The organism is Pelotalea chapellei (genome assembly GCF_018531195.1).
Lineage (GTDB): Bacteria > Desulfobacterota > Desulfuromonadia > Geobacterales > Pseudopelobacteraceae > Pelotalea > Pelotalea chapellei.
This window is the reverse complement of record NZ_JAHDYS010000002.1, coordinates 158,611-174,425: the sequence shown is the minus strand read 5'-3', so window position 1 is coordinate 174,425 and position 15,815 is coordinate 158,611. Positions and strand designations below refer to the sequence as shown.

Annotated in this window: 12 protein-coding genes; 8 read left to right on the top strand and 4 right to left on the bottom strand. The window is 48.2% G+C overall.

The genetic code is table 11. The annotated features are described in order from the left end of the window. Positions 1-82 precede the first annotated feature (82 nt). Positions 83-628: an FmdE family protein gene (locus KJB30_RS02695; protein WP_214296396.1), complete on the bottom strand. Its 546-nt coding sequence runs from the start codon at positions 626-628 to the stop codon at positions 83-85. A 33-nt stretch (positions 629-661) separates the two neighbouring features. Then, a complete protein-coding gene (locus KJB30_RS02690; RefSeq protein WP_214296395.1) occupies positions 662-2,233 on the bottom strand; it encodes an MFS transporter in 1,572 nt (523 codons plus the stop codon). Positions 2,234-2,384: 151 nt separating this feature from the next. Here KJB30_RS02690 and KJB30_RS02685 point away from each other — a divergent pair, with 151 nt between their 5' ends. From KJB30_RS02685 to KJB30_RS02665, 6 genes are all read left to right on the top strand, one after another. After that, the gene (locus tag KJB30_RS02685; RefSeq protein ID WP_214296394.1) at positions 2,385-3,290 is read left to right on the top strand and encodes a LysR family transcriptional regulator; all 906 of its coding nucleotides are present in this window, start codon (positions 2,385-2,387) and stop codon (positions 3,288-3,290) included. Between the two features lie 142 nt (positions 3,291-3,432). Next, positions 3,433-4,854, top strand: a complete 1,422-nt coding sequence (locus KJB30_RS02680; protein WP_214296393.1) for a Wadjet anti-phage system protein JetA family protein — start codon at positions 3,433-3,435, stop codon at positions 4,852-4,854. A 3-nt stretch (positions 4,855-4,857) separates the two neighbouring features. After that, positions 4,858-5,490: a DUF4194 domain-containing protein gene (locus KJB30_RS02675; RefSeq protein ID WP_214296392.1), complete on the top strand. Its 633-nt coding sequence runs from the start codon at positions 4,858-4,860 to the stop codon at positions 5,488-5,490. Beyond that, positions 5,474-7,753, top strand: a complete 2,280-nt coding sequence (locus tag KJB30_RS02670; protein WP_246545444.1) for an ATP-binding protein — start codon at positions 5,474-5,476, stop codon at positions 7,751-7,753. The genes KJB30_RS02675 and KJB30_RS02670 overlap by 17 nt, the downstream gene beginning before the upstream one ends. Next, positions 7,707-8,945 carry an SbcC/MukB-like Walker B domain-containing protein gene (locus tag KJB30_RS18350; RefSeq protein ID WP_367618913.1) on the top strand — a complete coding sequence of 413 codons (1,239 nt, stop codon included), beginning with the start codon at positions 7,707-7,709 and terminating at the stop codon, positions 8,943-8,945. The genes KJB30_RS02670 and KJB30_RS18350 overlap by 47 nt, the downstream gene beginning before the upstream one ends. Further along, positions 8,884-10,092 carry a Wadjet anti-phage system protein JetD domain-containing protein gene (locus KJB30_RS02665; protein WP_214296391.1) on the top strand — a complete coding sequence of 403 codons (1,209 nt, stop codon included), beginning with the start codon at positions 8,884-8,886 and terminating at the stop codon, positions 10,090-10,092. Before KJB30_RS18350 ends, KJB30_RS02665 begins: the two co-directional genes overlap by 62 nt. Here the strand turns inward: KJB30_RS02665 and KJB30_RS02660 are convergent. Further along, positions 10,063-11,373 (bottom strand): hypothetical protein, encoded by a 1,311-nt coding sequence (locus KJB30_RS02660; protein ID WP_214296390.1) that lies wholly within the window; start codon positions 11,371-11,373, stop codon positions 10,063-10,065. The two genes, KJB30_RS02665 and KJB30_RS02660, sit on opposite strands and share 30 nt — an antisense overlap. Before the next feature lie 366 nt (positions 11,374-11,739). On the opposite strand from KJB30_RS02660, the gene KJB30_RS02655 reads away from it, so the two are divergent. Further along, the gene (locus KJB30_RS02655) at positions 11,740-12,816 is read left to right on the top strand and encodes a hypothetical protein (RefSeq protein ID WP_214296389.1); all 1,077 of its coding nucleotides are present in this window, start codon (positions 11,740-11,742) and stop codon (positions 12,814-12,816) included. 72 nt (positions 12,817-12,888) lie between these two features. Here the strand turns inward: KJB30_RS02655 and KJB30_RS02650 are convergent, their stop codons facing one another. Next, the gene (locus KJB30_RS02650) at positions 12,889-13,890 is read right to left on the bottom strand and encodes a helix-turn-helix transcriptional regulator (protein WP_214296388.1); all 1,002 of its coding nucleotides are present in this window, start codon (positions 13,888-13,890) and stop codon (positions 12,889-12,891) included. A 107-nt stretch (positions 13,891-13,997) separates the two neighbouring features. Here KJB30_RS02650 and KJB30_RS02645 point away from each other — a divergent pair, with 107 nt between their 5' ends. Next, complete coding sequence (locus tag KJB30_RS02645) at positions 13,998-15,488, top strand: DUF2779 domain-containing protein (RefSeq protein WP_246545443.1); 1,491 nt, start codon at positions 13,998-14,000, stop codon at positions 15,486-15,488. Positions 15,489-15,815: the final 327 nt, after the last annotated feature.

The window sequence follows — 15,815 nt, the reverse complement described above, 5'->3', positions numbered from 1 at the left end:
CAGCACCTTCCTCCATACTCCCCGGGACTCAACCGGAGGACGATTTAATCCAAAGGAGTTGCTAAGATCCGTTGGGCGTATTTCACAAAAAGCGTAACTCTACTACTTCCGCGTCAGGCGCTGTTCGAAACCAGGAGTTTATATCATCCATTCCCTGTTCTAAACGGTCCTTTCCTTCAACATCATCCTGCAGTTTATCTATCTTCTTTTTGAGCGAAATCGACAGCAGTCGCTGTTGATCAGCAAACTCTGTCAGCTTTGCCTCTACCCTGTGGCGTCCCGTGATATCTGAAAGAATCAACCTGTTTTCCTGGTGATCAATGACCTCTATGGATTTGCTGCTATACGTGGTTCCGATGGCGATCTGAAGTCCATCAACAGGACAGGATTTACTATAATACTGTGCTTTCAATGACCCGCTTACCCCTGCCGCCCGCAGTGCCTCTTTAGCTGCAATCCCAATTCTGATGCCTATGATCAGTCCGGTGCATGTATGGCCATGAAATTGCTCTGCTCGCTGATACACATCCTGGTCGGGGCAGTCATCTGCTGCCAATGCGTGACAAGGGAAACATAAGCACCACGCGGCAAAGATGGTAATGATTGAAACGAGTCCCTGAGATGACATCTGTTTCTCCTGTTAAGTGGTCACTAAAATTCGTCAGGTTGACAGGCTTGGCGCCTGATGCGCAACGTCGTGTGGAGGGCAGGCCACATCTCCGGCATGCAAAGAGCTTTTTGCAAGAGCACGACTCACAGCCGCAATAGCGAGTGCGAGGACGATGAGGATTACCGCGACTGCGAACGTGATGCGCATGCCAGCGGCCACGGTTTCAGGACGCGCCATAGTGATGTCGTTCGTTGCCGATGAAATTGCAAAAACAGCACCCATAACAGATGCACCGGTGATGCGACCAACGTTGCGCGCTAAGTTCAGCATGCCAGAGATGACCCCCCGCTGGTCAGGGCGGATATCTGTCATGACAGCAGTATTGTTGGCGGTCTGGAAGAGTCCATAGCCGCCGGTGATGACTGCGATGGAGGCAATGTAGCCGGAGATGCTCATCGCCGGTATTATGCATAGAAGAACGGAACCGGCCGCTATTGCGATGAGTCCAACGATAGTCATACGTTGGGTGCCAAACCGGTCTACACTGCGACCGGCTGGTACAGCAGTCAGCGCGGCAACAAGCGGACCGACCGACAAAACGAGTCCAACCATAGCCGCTCCGAGCCCAAACGCACGAGAGAGATAGAATGGCCCGACAACCAGCGTTGTTGTCACCACCGTCGTAACTAACAAACACATGGCGAGGCTCCCACTCAGAGCTGGATCTCGAAATATCGCTATTTGGATTAATGGCGATGCTGCCCTCCCCTCAACGAACAAAAAGAGACCTATTCCGAAGACAGCTGCCAACAATAAAGCAATGTTGAGCGAACCAAAATTACCGCGTCCAACTGTCACGGCAAGTGCGTAAGCCCCGAGAGCCAAAACAAGCAGCAGAGTGCCCATGTTGTCAAATTCGGCCCGTACAATCTTCGGTTGTCGGCGATCGACGGGCAGGTAGGTATGCGCGAGAAGAAAAGTCAGGATACCCAGAGGCAGGTTGAGAAGGAAGATGGCACGCCAGCCGAGTCCGGACATTAGAACTCCGCCGAGCGATGGGCCAAGAGCGGTACCAATTGCGGACATCGTACCGAGCAACCCCATGAACCTGCCAATCTTTGCCTTTGGAACAATCTCACCAACAAACGTCATGGTGAGGACCATCATGATGGCCGCTCCCAGGCCCTGCACTGCTCGGGCGGCAACCAACAGCCAGAGTGTGGGTGCAACGCCGCTCAGGACCGAGGCAGTCGTGAACAGAAAGACTCCGGACAGCAATAGCCGTCGGCGGCCGATGATGTCACCGAGCCGTCCTACACTGACGCTTAGGGTAGTGATGGCGAGGAGATACGCGATGACAACCCACTGGACTTCCTGGAAGGAGGCGGTGAAGGCCTGTGCCAACGTCGGCAAGGCAACATTGGCAATGCTGGTGTCAAGCGAGGACAGCAACATTGATAATGAAAGGCTGGCGAGTGCCCATCCCGAAGGTATATGTTCCGTACTTCCACTTTCCGTGATGGAAGTGTTCTTGAAATACTTGACCAGCAGTGGATTAGCTTCACTTCCCTGGAATTCTTTTGGATTTCTATCCCATTTCAGGAGCCAGAAGATCTTATTCATAAGGCATCTCCTTAAACTGACTAGACATCGATCACGGAGTTGTTCATAAAAATAATATATTCTTTTATCTGATACGGCGGAAGACGCACCATTTGCACTTTATTCGTGCGTTTTGCGCCATATCACGATCAAGCTGTGCTATGGTTGAAGCATGTCTATCCCAGATCTCAATTTGCTTATAACCCTTGATGTGCTGCTCGCGGAAGGCAGCGTTGCACGCGCAGCACAACGGTTGCGGCTCAGTCCCTCTGCGATGAGCCGAGCGCTGGCGCGATTGCGTGCGACGATGGGCGATCCGCTGCTGGTAAGGGCAGGACGCGGCCTCGTTCCTACCCCCCGAGCTCTCGAACTTCGCGAGCGGGTGAGTCAGCTCGTACAGGACGCAGAATCAGTTCTACGCCCAGCAGAGAAACTAGACCTTAAACACCTCGTCCGGATATTCACCCTGCGCACAAGCGAAGGATTTGTGGAAAATTTTGGACCGGGCCTCATCGCTCGCGTCGGTGCGGAAGCTCCCGGCGTGCGGCTGTGCTTCATCCAGAAGGTAAACAGAGATAGCACGTCACTTCGAGACGGGATTGTCGATCTGGAAACCGGAGTTGTGGGTAAGACTACCAGTCCGGAGGTGCGTACGCAGGCACTGTTCCACGACCGTTTCATCGGCGTGGTGCGAATCGGACACCCGCTAAGCCAAGGCGAGATCACTCCCTCCCGGTATGCGACCGGCAGGCACATCTGCATTTCCCGCCGGGGGATTGCTCAGGGTCCGATTGATGAAGCTTTGAAACCGCTTGGACTGGAACGGGAAATTGTCACTATCGTAGGTGGCTTTTCGACCGCGCTGGCATTAGCTCGTGCATCTGATCTGATCGCCAGTGTTCCTGAGCGACACACCGGTAATCTGCGAGCCGGCATGTATAGTTTTCCTCTTCCAATCTCCACACCGGATATTACGGTTTCATTGCTCTGGCACCCGCGAGTGGATGCCGATCCAGCTCATCGCTGGCTGCGTGGGTGCGTTCGGGATGTTTGCGCGGACAACTCACCGATTCAATAGGCGTCTGCCATTGAAGAACACATAATCAAGGATCGCGACTTATTCTGTCTAATACTTGTGCTAAAGTATCACTCATGCGGCCTGCGAAAGCCGCCAGACGATCTGACAAAAGCCGGAGAGTACTAAGGTCACCGAGGTTAATTTGTTATTCGGAAAGCTCCCAGACGAGATATTTAAGCCGTTAGCGGGACCAAACAGGTACCTGTTTGAAGAGGTCTTGCTATTTCTCTTTAGGTATTTTTCTGATGAGGATCTTGCCTATGAGGCTGCATTCCCTCGTAGAGCTATGGTTAAGGATGAGATCGAGGAGCTTCTCGCCCGAAAGGGGCGGCTACTGTACATAGTTCAAGAGGAAGATGGAGATGAACCAGTCAAGGATTCTCCTGGTATTGCTGCAGAGTACATCTACCGACGATTAGTACAGACGGGTTGGCTGGAAGAAGAAGCTGACGGATATAACACTAATGTTCTTATGCCGCCGCATTCGAGCTTGTTGCTCGAAGCACTCGAAGGAGTTGCCCACGCAGAGAAGAAGAACTATGGCAGCACCATTGCTTCCATCAATGTTCAGTTAGAGGCAATAACGAACCACCCAGAAACTCACGGCCGGGCTTTCATTGAAGTTGTCCGTGCTGCAAGAGATTTCACACGACACCTACAGAATATCTTTTCCGGCCTTCGCGGTTTCCAGGAAATAATAACCAGGCAACATAGCCCGAAGCTAGCTCTTTCCACTTTTTTCGACGATTTCGTTGAAACGCTGTTGATCTCTGACTACAAGTCGCTCCAAGCTGAGAATAACCCTTTTCGCCACCGTACGAACATCCTAAACCTCCTGCAATACATCGAATATACTCCTGTCACGATGGAAATCTTGTCCAAGGTCTACCAGGAGGACAAGAATCTCTCCCCATCTCTCGCAATGGACAAATTGGTAAACGATATCCATTTTATTGCCCGGATATTCCGTTCTGTTGACCGGCGCCTTGACGCGATCGATCTGTACCGCATGCGTCTCGAATCACGTGTAGCGGAAATGGTGCGGTACATGGACAGGAATGTGCCCGACATGACCAATCGAGGTATTAATTTGCTAAATGCTTTGGGTCAAATGTCTGATGATTCCCCAGAAGATGAATTACACGGTCTACCACAGCCCACTCGTTGGCTCACCATAGGTCTTTTGGGACATCGAAGTGTGCGAAAGCCGCATAAACGGCGGCAACCCTTTTATGGTGAGTTGGCGGAAGATGAAGAGATCAGTGCTGAAAAGAAAGAACAGGAGCGTCTGAACAAAATTTATCTTCAGCGACGTGCGATGACTCCGGCCAAGGTTGGTGCATTTATCGTTAAACAGATGGGAGAGAAGAAGGCGATGGCCGCCAAGGATTTCAAGATCGAGACGATCGAGGACCTGGTGGCTTTTTCATTTGTGCCTTTCTTTGGCAGCATGAAAGGAAAGCCTATGCCAAACATGCCTGCTATTACCGTCCAACGCACCGGAGAACGATTTGATTGTGATCTATTGGAGTGCAGTGATTTCATTATCGAAATAAAGGGGTAGAGAATGCTCCACGAACTCAAGCGAATATACGATAAGGATGAGACCATTATCATTGATGAGCTGCGCAGAGCAGCTGCCATTGCTATGGAGAGACAGTTTCTGTTCTGCGATAACAGGCGCGATCAGCGTTCATATCATCATTTGCTTGATCATGAGGACTACTTCCGTAATCTATTTGACGCCCTAGGACTTGATCTTATTTGTGACCGCACTGCAGGGTATGTTGGTGTGGTCCCTCGGGAACTGTCCCTTTTGGTGGGGCTTGATTCCGAACATTCTCTTTTCCTGCTTGCGCTGCGACTGAATTATGAGCGGTACGTCCAGGAATGCAGGATCGGGGAAAATTCACAGGCATTCACTGACAGTGAAGTTCTTCTCGATATCTATGAGTCGCACACCAAGCGAAAGCGGCCGGGACTGGTCCGGCTGCGGGCAATTTTAAACACATTCTCCCGCCAAGGACTTCTGGAAAAAGATGAGGACGAGGACAAACTTATCCGATTTCGGATTAGACCATCTATCCGTGATGTCGTGACGCATTCCTATCTACAGGCTCTAGAGGAATTTGCTCTCATCGGTGATGTTGATACGGACGAAGTCGAAGGGACTGGGAGGGCCAATGAAGACACTGAGTAAGGCGATAATGATCCAATGGTTCAGATTGCAGGCCGTTGAGATACCAATCGTCGGTAACACCGCAATCATAGGCGACAACGGGGCAGGTAAATCTGCACTTCTTGACGCCATTCAGACGGTGATGACTGGTGCCAACAAGAGGTACCTTGTTCTTAACCGGGGCAGCAACGAGACATCTTCACGTAAAGTCTGGGAGTATGTGCTTGGACTTCTCTCTGATCCAAAGGATCCTGAGCTGTCGGCAAAAATCAAGCCCCGCGACAAAGCTAACTGTTTTCTGGCACTAAATTTCTATGATTACGAAACCAATGAAACCACCTGCGTCGGTTTGGGACTTTATGCATCCATGGCTGATATGGCTGAAAAGGTGGAAGGGTATTTCATCTGCCCCGGGCTTGTCGGCAAGAAAGACCTCTTCCTTGACCCAGGGGAAGGCACTCGTCCAATCGTTCTGCCCTGGGCCCGTGTTAAGGAGAGGCTGGCCAAAGCCTGTCCGGCCACCCGCTTTCATCACGAGCCAGGAAAGTTTACTGCTGACCTTTATACCACATTGAGCGAACATGCAGGAGCGCCGAACGACGACAAGAAAGTATTGAAGGCAGTTCAGGCAGCGGTGTCTCTCGATAAGATAGAGAACCCGACCCAATTCATCCGGAAGTACATGCTGGATCGGGATGACCTACAGATCAAGGAACTGCAAAGCGCTTTAAAAAACTACCGAGATATGGCCGAAAAAGCTGATTCCGTCAGCAGGAGGGTCAACGCCCTCGGCCGCCTTGAAGGATTTTGCGAAAAAGTCGAGGCTGGTAATGTCGAACAGGTCATGGGGGAGTATATCGACCTTTGCGCACATATCGAATTAGTTGAGGAGGGTGCCGATCCTGTTAGGGAAGCGATGGCCGACCTAGAGGAGAAAAAGGAGGAACTTGGCTTACGTGTCGGGGGTTTAGAAAAGAAAAGGGACGAGCTGCTCGGCATACTCGGCGAAAGACGCTCGGAACTGAAGAATAGTGATCTTGAAAATCAGCGTAGAAGCCTGCAACTGGATATAAATCAGAACAAGACGATCGAAAGTGAGGCAGGCGCTAAGATCAGTGGGTTGCGACGCCTGCTGCAGCGACTCGAAAAGCTGAAGATGATTCCTTCAACAGAGGCTCTATCCGCGGCAATTGCCGATGTGGCCCGGGTGCTTCCGTCTGAGGATATGGTGAGCACAGCCATGTGGCCGGAGAAACCTGTTGAACTTGATGGTGCTCTTGCCAACATGCGGATATCCCTGGAAAAGGCACTACCCCTACTAAGCAGTAGATATAATGGTCTCTGTGGCGACATTGCCAGCGTAATTAAGGTCGAAAGAGACCTCACGGGCTCCTTGAAGCAGGTGCAACATGGAAAAGCACCGTTGACCAGTAGTACCCTGGGCTTGATCCAGTTTCTAAAGGAGCGCGGCATTGAGGCAAAACCGCTTTGTGATCTTGTCGATTTAACCAATGAGACCTGGCGGAACACAATCGAGAGTATTCTGGGGCATAAGCGCGAGGCGCTGGTCGTGATCCCGGAGCAAGTCAAGAAGGCAGTGAATTTGTACCGGCATGAAGGCAGACGGGATTTCCCTGGGTGCAGCATTATTAATACGACGAAGACCGATCAATATAAGGACGCCCGCAAAAAAGGATCTGTTGCAGAACATTTGACGACTGACAATCTCCATGCTCAGGCCTTTATAAATCGGCAGCTGGGGAACTTCATCTGTGTCGAGACAGAAAAGGATCTTCTGTCTCATGACCGTGCTGCGACGGCCGATGGAATGATTAGCACCGGCGGCTTGGTTTCCGAGACAAAGACTCTGTCACCAATTCTGGGCCGCGCTTCCCGGGAACTATTGAAAGAAACCTATCAGAAGAAGCTGCGGGAGATTGGTGGCAAGAAAGAGGCGCTTGAGCGTGATCAGCAGCAATTGGACTCATTGAAAGTTGTGCTGGAAGAATACAAACGTGACTATACCGAAAATTCTTTTTCCACAGAAGCGGTGGTTTCTAGGCGAACGAGCGCACAACAAACCCTAAAGGTGCTTGAGGCGCGGCTTGCCGAACTGGCTCTGGACACACGGGAGAAGAACCTGACCAAAGAAATAGAACGATTAGATAAAGAAGAAGCTAGCCTGAAGGGCGAGATCGGGAGGCTATCAGAAGAGCGTAAGCAGGCAGAGAGACTACGTGCAGAACGAAAATCTTTTAGCTGCCTTGGAACAACAGCGAGCTAACTATCAAGCTCTTTTGATGGAAACTCGTGCCAATCAACTGCTCGATCAGCCAGCTGCAGCCGAACTTCTTGATCGCTGGAGGGAACAGACCCAGGGGGACCTGAAGGTGGTCAGCGACAAGGCCAAGGAACTGGCTGCTTCCGCCAAATCAGCGATAGAGCGCAACATAAAATTTATAGTGAAGGAATATGCAGAATATTACCTTCTTTACGCAACTGAAGAAGGTGACGATTCGCGGCCACCTGAGGTGTTCGAGGAGTATGCGGCGATCATCAGGAAAAAGAGGCGGTATTTGGTTGAGACGACTCTTGCCGAATACCGAGAAAAATCTGCAAGAGCACTGCGAGAAGTAGAGGATACATTCAGGGCCAAGTTCGTCGGTCGCCTGGTCGGTAAACTCGACGCTGTCCGTAGTAAAATTTCTCAGCTCAACATGACATTGGCGAAACATCCTTTCCATGGAGAGCTTTACACCTTCAAACATGCATCGAATCCAGAGTTCAAGCACATCATAGACTTTGCTAAAGCCTGCAATAGCCAGGCGGCCCAGGAAGTGGGAGGTTTATTTGATCCGGCGACCAATGATCCTGACAATCCTCACCGGAAGGCATTAGATGACATCACAGCCGCCCTTCAAGATCCCAAGGCAGCTGAACTACTACAGGACTACCGTAATTTTCTGGTCTTTGACGTGGAGATGAGAGACTTAGAGGGGAACCGCACCGCAAACCTTGGTCACCGAATTCAGAAAGGCTCCGGCGGTGAGAACCAAACTCCCTTCTATGTAGCAATTGGCGCCTCCCTTGCCGCAGCGTATCGGCTGAAGGAGGAATATGGGAAGCATCGTGGCGGCATAAGTTTATCTCTTTTTGATGAAGCATTTTCGAAGCTTAGTGTCGCTACCTGTCACAGCTGTATTGAATTTTTGCAAAACATCCAACTGCAGCTCGTTGTAGCCGCACCGGATGAGAAATATGCCACAATGGCAGAAGTAATGGATACGATTATATGGGTGACCAGGGAAGGTGGGGTTGTTAGTGTTGAAGTAGTGCAAATAAAGCCAGCTATGCGGTCGATGTTGCGTGCAGATAATCCTTATCGTTTATCCACCGGAGCGGGGAAATATATCTATGAACCAGAGTTGCAAGCACCTTCTTTGCAAGCTTCTGAACTCCTGGCAGCGGTCCCCTGATCGGGAACGTGCTACTCGGTTACCTATCACTCAGCAGAGAGCTCCCCAGTACTTCCAAGCGGTATTACCGGAATTAAAGGAGGCACTACATGCCGGGCTCCAGGAAGCCGAAGCGGCGCGGACTGTAAAGCTGGAGTGGGGAAAGGGTTATGATTCTCATATCCTAAAGCGGATCACATTGCTGGATGGCCCGCGTCTTGGCCAGCACCTTGGCGTCTCTTTGGCAGCAACAAAGGCAGACCAGGCTCGCGAGTCACTTGAAGCCATGTTAAGCGGCGATGAGTCTTGGATTCGTGAATTTGTCGAATATATTTTGGATCGCTGGCGCTGCAACAGGCCTGCGGCGGGCATGCTCCCAGGGGATATGGGTGCTGCCTTATTGCTTGTGCAGGCACTGGAGGCGGTGGCTGCAGGAAGGCATCGGAATCTCGACCTTCGGACTTTCAGTACGCGGGAGTTTGGCAATTCAAAAGCTATGGAGGGAATTCTCAGTCGTTTCGGAGCAGTTTGGAAGAGATATCATCCATCGGATTTAGCAACAGACGAGCTTTTGAATACCCTCGGGCTGGTCAAGTTTCCCCTCCCTTTATTGCTGCGGGGTGATGTTATTCTAGAGCTTGCGGGAAGAAATGTGGACTGCTCCGGTATTCTTCCTTTTGTGGGTTTGCCCCCACAATCCATCAGGGGACTCGCGATAACCAAGATTCCAGACTTTGTACTCACCATAGAAAATTTGGCTAGCTTCAATAGATATGCAGCGGAGGTCCAAGACGAAGGACTGGTTATTTATACTGCCGGGTTCCCGGCACCAGGTGTGGCAGATTTTCTACGACTTCTTGATTCTCAGTTACCGGAACAGATTCCTTTTTACCATTGGGGAGATATCGACGAGGGTGGACTAAAAATATTTGCCTACATACAGGAACATCTGCAGCGGCTTCTGAGACCTCACCTCATGGACTCGGATCTTTTGAAAAGGCATGGGACAACAAAAACTACGATTCGAAGAGATGAGGTAAGTAATATAGCAAGTAAACATCCCTGTACTGAAGGTTTGGCTCTTGCCATTCTTTCAACGGTTCCTCCTAAAGTGCTTGAGCAGGAAAATATAGATCCATTAGCTCCCGGAATTGAAGACATTAAATAAGCCCGCCCGTCTGATTAAACGTTCCTCAGGAGTTTTCCATGTGGCTAATTGTTGTAAGGCGTCCATGCTACCGATCAACTGTCGTGCAAGCTCAAGACGCTTCATAAGAATTCCGTTTTCAGGTTCGGCGACATCGGCTATGCGACATTCTGCTTCTTTGAAAAATTCTTCAATTCTTTTTACCTCAGCCCAGGACTCAATAACCTTGAACAGTTCCTCCCTACTATCTTCCTTTGCTTTTATCTGCTGGCGGACAGCTTCCTGAGCTTGCCACTCACGGTACTGTTCCTCCTGTCTCTTTCTCTCAATTTCATCCTTACGTTTCCCTTCCTCATAGAGTTTTACAATCGTAGCAGTCTCATCCTCGAGTTCTTTTATAATTCGCTTAAATTTGGAAGGGAATTCACCTGGGATTTTTTCCCGCCATTGCCGCACCCACTGAACCAGTGGATAAGGTGAGTACACCTGCAGGCAAAACCTTCCACTTGGGATTTCCTTGGTGGTCGTCCATGTATGGATGCGTGAAAACTTTTTCCGCATCTCCGGTGTAATGTCAGCGACGCGTATATACTTGTCATTCACATGCATCACTTCAACATTTTCACTGGTTTCAAAAATAGTTAGTCCGAAAGCTACCGTGCCTATGAAGACAACGGTAGGTCTGGAGGGCGACCAAAGGTCCGGGTAATGGTTACCAGATGGTTTTTCGCGTTCATCAACAGAGCAGCGATAATAACGCTGGTCGTTTGGTGAAAAAATCACTCGGTGATTATGTGCCTCGCACAATAAGTAGAGTTGGTTTGCAACTTCGATCGCACGGTCAGCTGAGTCTTTGGAGGCGATTATATCTGCTATAAGTCGTTTTTGAGGTCTTAGATATCCACTGTAGGTCTCACGTCCTTCATTCATCTTCTCTCGTACGCCTTCCAACAATGGATGGTGCTCTGGTAACTCAAGGCGTGTAAGATGTCTACGCTTCTTCCCTTCTGGTGGTTTCGGCGACAAAGGTGGGACTCTTCGGGCCTCGCCATATCTAGCCCATTCAATCTCATCGCCAGGAGAAGCTTCTGGAAGAGCCGGTTGTTTAGATTTCTTCCCTGCAGCGAGTTTGGCCCAATACCCACGTTGGGGGCGAGGCACTTTCAGCTGAGTGCAAATCCGAGCTAAAAAGCTGGAGGAAACGTTGTACCTTAGAGCAACGGTGGTCATTGGTTCTGCCCAGACCTGTTTATACAATTCCTCTCGACTCACCCTAGTGCGTTCGTTGTCGGCAGATGTCATTTCTTTCCCCTCTGAATTTTAACTGGCAGCAAGCAAAAACTATGGATACCTCTAATATACTGTGACAGTCATTGGGGTTATCGGAGACTGCTTTATCGCTGTTGTCAAAGTTACTACTGAATCTATGGAAAACTCACCTTAGAATACCGCTATAAGCCTGGGCATGCCGTCTTTTTACAGCCAATTTGTAAGGTAATGTTGAGAGTAATCTACCTACCCGTCACATAGTCATGTAATTTAGACATATTTTACCGTTTAATCGGGCAGTTATAAAGTACACTTACCAGCCGAAGAATATGGCATTGTTTATGCTGCTACTCCCGGTGCTTACTAAGAAATAACTTTGAAGATCTGAAAGGATTTTTCGTGAGAGAGATAGTTATAACAAAAGCAGAAATCAAAAAGGGAATAACGCAATTTAGAGCAGCTATCTCAAAAAATTTAAAGAAAAAACAAAGAATATGGACCTTCCCCAGTGGTAAAAATGAATCAATCCCCACTTTACGAATAGAGAGAAAGGAAGGTGTGCTTTGTGTTGGCCTGCCAAGTGGATGGAACAATCGAGTGCCACACCTATTTTGTATCGAACGGGAAGGACGAGCATTGTCTCCTGATGTTGAAATAAACATTCCTTTGGATCTTGATAGAAGAACTGGAGGAGCATTAGTTAAACACAGGAAAGATATATGGTTATGTCACAGAGGTAATTTCAACTCTTTTCGAGGCAAAATACCAAAACAAAAAACTTTAAATCATTTTGAAAAATGGACAGTGCCTACGATGGATGGTGAAAAAGAAAGCTACGTCATTCCTGTAGGAGCCGTGTCTTCTCCTTCTATAATTGAGGAAATGTTTTTGTTTGTAGAAGCAGTAATCGAACTTAAAGAGCAAGCTAAATTAAAAACCTCAATTAAACAAAATGAGGCGGAGACCTCCAAGTGGTCAAACTGGGAAGAATTTGAGGGTAAAAAATCAAAAGGTGGCCGGACATCTGACGGTTATGCTTACGAATACCTTCATGGTCCTCTGTGTAATAGTTTAAATAAGTGGTTAAAAAGATGGAATAAAGAAAAGAATAACAACTTTGCTACTAAACAAAATAGTCATGTAGACGGGGCTATTATAAAAAATGGAAAAGCTGTAGCTATCTTTGAAGTTAAGACATCAACTTCATTTAGTAGCCAGATATATTCGGCTATTGGCCAATTGATTTATTATAAACACAGACATGGTACAGATAGTTGTAGTTTATTCTTAGTACTTCCTGCGAGTTGTAATTTTGGGCCTGACCAAATTAAAATGTTCTCTAACCTTGGCATCGTTATCATTGTAAAAAAACGGAGCTTCGAAACTTTAGACGGAAAGTCATTACAAAATGTATTAAATGAAATGTTAATAATAAATGAAGCAACCGAAATACCAGCTCCTAATGTAAGCGCGTAGTTGGTAAATAGATTGCCTCTAAACAGTGCAAGAATCTTGATGAAATCATCTCCTACATAACTACATGAGATTTCAGGAACGTTTACAGGGAGATTTACAATAGAGGTTGCTTAAGCCTTGAGTCATGTGGATGAATTCGGCTCGCAGGCTCTTTGGCGCAATCACCTCAACCCTCTCACCATACCCACGTAGCCACCAGCGTAACTGGTAAGAGTCGCTGACATTTGCTTGTAACAGCCAACCATCTTTTTTTTCAGTTAATCTTTGGTCGGTTGCAATTGGCGATTCCCGAAGTCGTTCAACATCGTCTTTCTTGAAGAAAAATGCTTTCAACTTGATGTTATCCCCCACAGGAAAACTTAATTCCTTGATGTATTCATCAAGATTAAATCCTTCTGGAATCGTTATCGGGATATTTGTCGGCTTAACTTCCAAAAAACGATGCAGGAGCAATAATATTGGATCTTTATGCTTGTTTAGGGTCGCAATTAGATAAGTCACACCCTCTACAAAGGCCATACCTAATGGATTCACATCATACTCTTTAATACTTCCTTCGGCGGTGCGATAACTTGTGGTGAACCTCTGCTCCTCCAAAACCGCCGTATAGACCTTTTCCAGAAGATCCTCAGCAATATGCGGAGAGATCATGGGCATGCTTCGTGTGACTGTTCTTATTTTGTCTGGCCAACGCGAAAAGCTGGACTCAGATATCATCTTTATCCGTTCGTTTGCTGCCCTGAAGTAGGGTTCAAGTGCACCTATGGCTCCCCGTGGAAACATTCGCTCTAAATATTTCTCGGCAAGTTTAAAGGTCAAAGCAGCAACTGGGTCCATGTTTGAAATGCCAAAAGCCGGTGCATCTTTTCGCCAACTCCAGCCAGCTGGGTTTTCGTTGTCACAGTCCAATGGAAACTCGTTCAACTCTAGAGAAACGAGGTCCCGTTGAATGGTGCGAAGAGATGTATCGATACCAAATTCATTCTTGAGGCGTTCATGAATCACGGTAGTCGAAAGTTTGCCCCGCTGAGGAAACATCTTGAGAATTAACCATTGCCGGTAGATAGCGCTCATTTTCATATTCCTATACAGAAATAACGCGACATAAATTGTCGCCCTTGTGGGGTAGGATACACAACATAATTGAATATGCAAGATTCAATGTCGTGAAGGAAGGCGCTATGCCCAAACAACTCTACCAACTTAGCAAGTCCCGTTACATGAAGGGGCGTCAGTGTCACAAATCACTTTGGCTTTACACTTACAAGCCGGAGCTGCTTGAGGTATCAGAGGCGGCGGAACAGGCGTTTACTCAGGGACATGAGGTTGGAGAACTTGCACGAGATATTTTCCCTAAAGGAGTATTAATTCCTTTCGGGGGATTCTCCTACGATCAACAGGTTCAGCAAACCCAAGCTGCACTAGCCACAGCAAAGGTCATCTACGAAGCGGCATTTACGCACAACGGTATCTTTGTCAAAGCCGACATCTTGCGCAAAGTACGAGGCGGCTGGGAAATGTATGAGGTGAAGGGGAGCAGCAAGCTAAAGGATCATTATCTTGATGATGCAGCAGTGCAGTACTACGTTATTAACGGTTCTGGGCTAACCCTCACCAAAGCCTATGTTGTTCATCTTAACACCAGCTATTGCCGCAATGGCGCCCTCGATCACAACGAACTTTTTACTCGGCAGAATGTGACGGTCGAGGTGCTGGAACGACAGGCGGATGTTAAGAAAGAGATTGCCCGACAGAAACGGATGTTGAAAGGAAAGGAGCCTGACATTTCTATCGGCCCCTGGTGCAGCAAACCTTACAACTGCGATTTCGACGGCCATTGTTGGAATAAAATTCCAGAAGACTCGGTATTCGACTTGGCAGGAAAGGGAGTTGATGCATTTGATCTCTACCGACAAGGGATTGAAAAGCTGAAAGACATACCTCAGGATTTGCTCAAAGGGAAGCAACTCCAGCAGTCTCAGGCCGCACTGTGCAAGAAAACGATCGTGAACAAAAAAAAACTGAGGGAATTTCTAGATAGTCTCAGTTATCCGCTGTATTTCCTGGATTTCGAGACCTTTGAGGCATCAATTCCCAAGTATGACGGTCTGCGCCCCTTCCAGGATGTACCGTTTCAGTATTCACTACACTGGCAGAAACGAGCTGGTGGTAAGCTATACCATTCCGAATATCTGGCCCAGCCCAACCTTGACCCCAGGAAGGGAATTGTTCAGAGACTTCTTGAAGACATCCCTGATGGGGCTTGTGTTCTGGCATATTGGAAATCATTTGAATCAAACCGACTCAAAGAGCTAGCCGATCATTTCCCTAAAAAGAAAAAACGGCTTCACTCAATCATCGACAATATGAAGGATCTTATCGATCCTTTCCAGGCTCGCCATCTCTACTCATGGAAGCAAAAAGGCTCACATTCAATCAAGGCGGTCCTGCCGGCTTTTGTGAATGGAATGTCCTATGATGAATTGAAAATCGGAAATGGTTTGGCAGCAATGGAGGCCTACCATCAGATGTGTTATCTCTATGATAAACCGAGAGAGTTGGCACAAGTGCGGAAGAACCTGCTGGAATATTGCAAACAAGATACGTTGGCGATGGTTAAGTTGTTGGAGGTGATAGTGAAGAAGGCTGCTCCTCCAAAAAAGTGTAAATGAATGGTGTCTTTATATAAAGATCATACCTTTCTGATCAGAGCAGAAAGAGCGCTTAGTGAACAGGACCGAATGCATGGCTGCACTCGCGATGATGTTCAGCAAGAAAACCTGGAGTATGCCTTCCAGAAGATCCGCCCATCCACCCATACGGAAGCAACATTGGTGATCTGGGCGGGGACAAGATGCCAATCCGTGCACGATATCGTAGACGAATATTGCCGAAGAAGAGCGGGTTTCCCGTCAATAATGTTCGATCACAACCTCTTGAATTTGGAGGTATGGTGCCAGCCGAGCACATATCGCATTTTGATATTTCGTGAACAACTT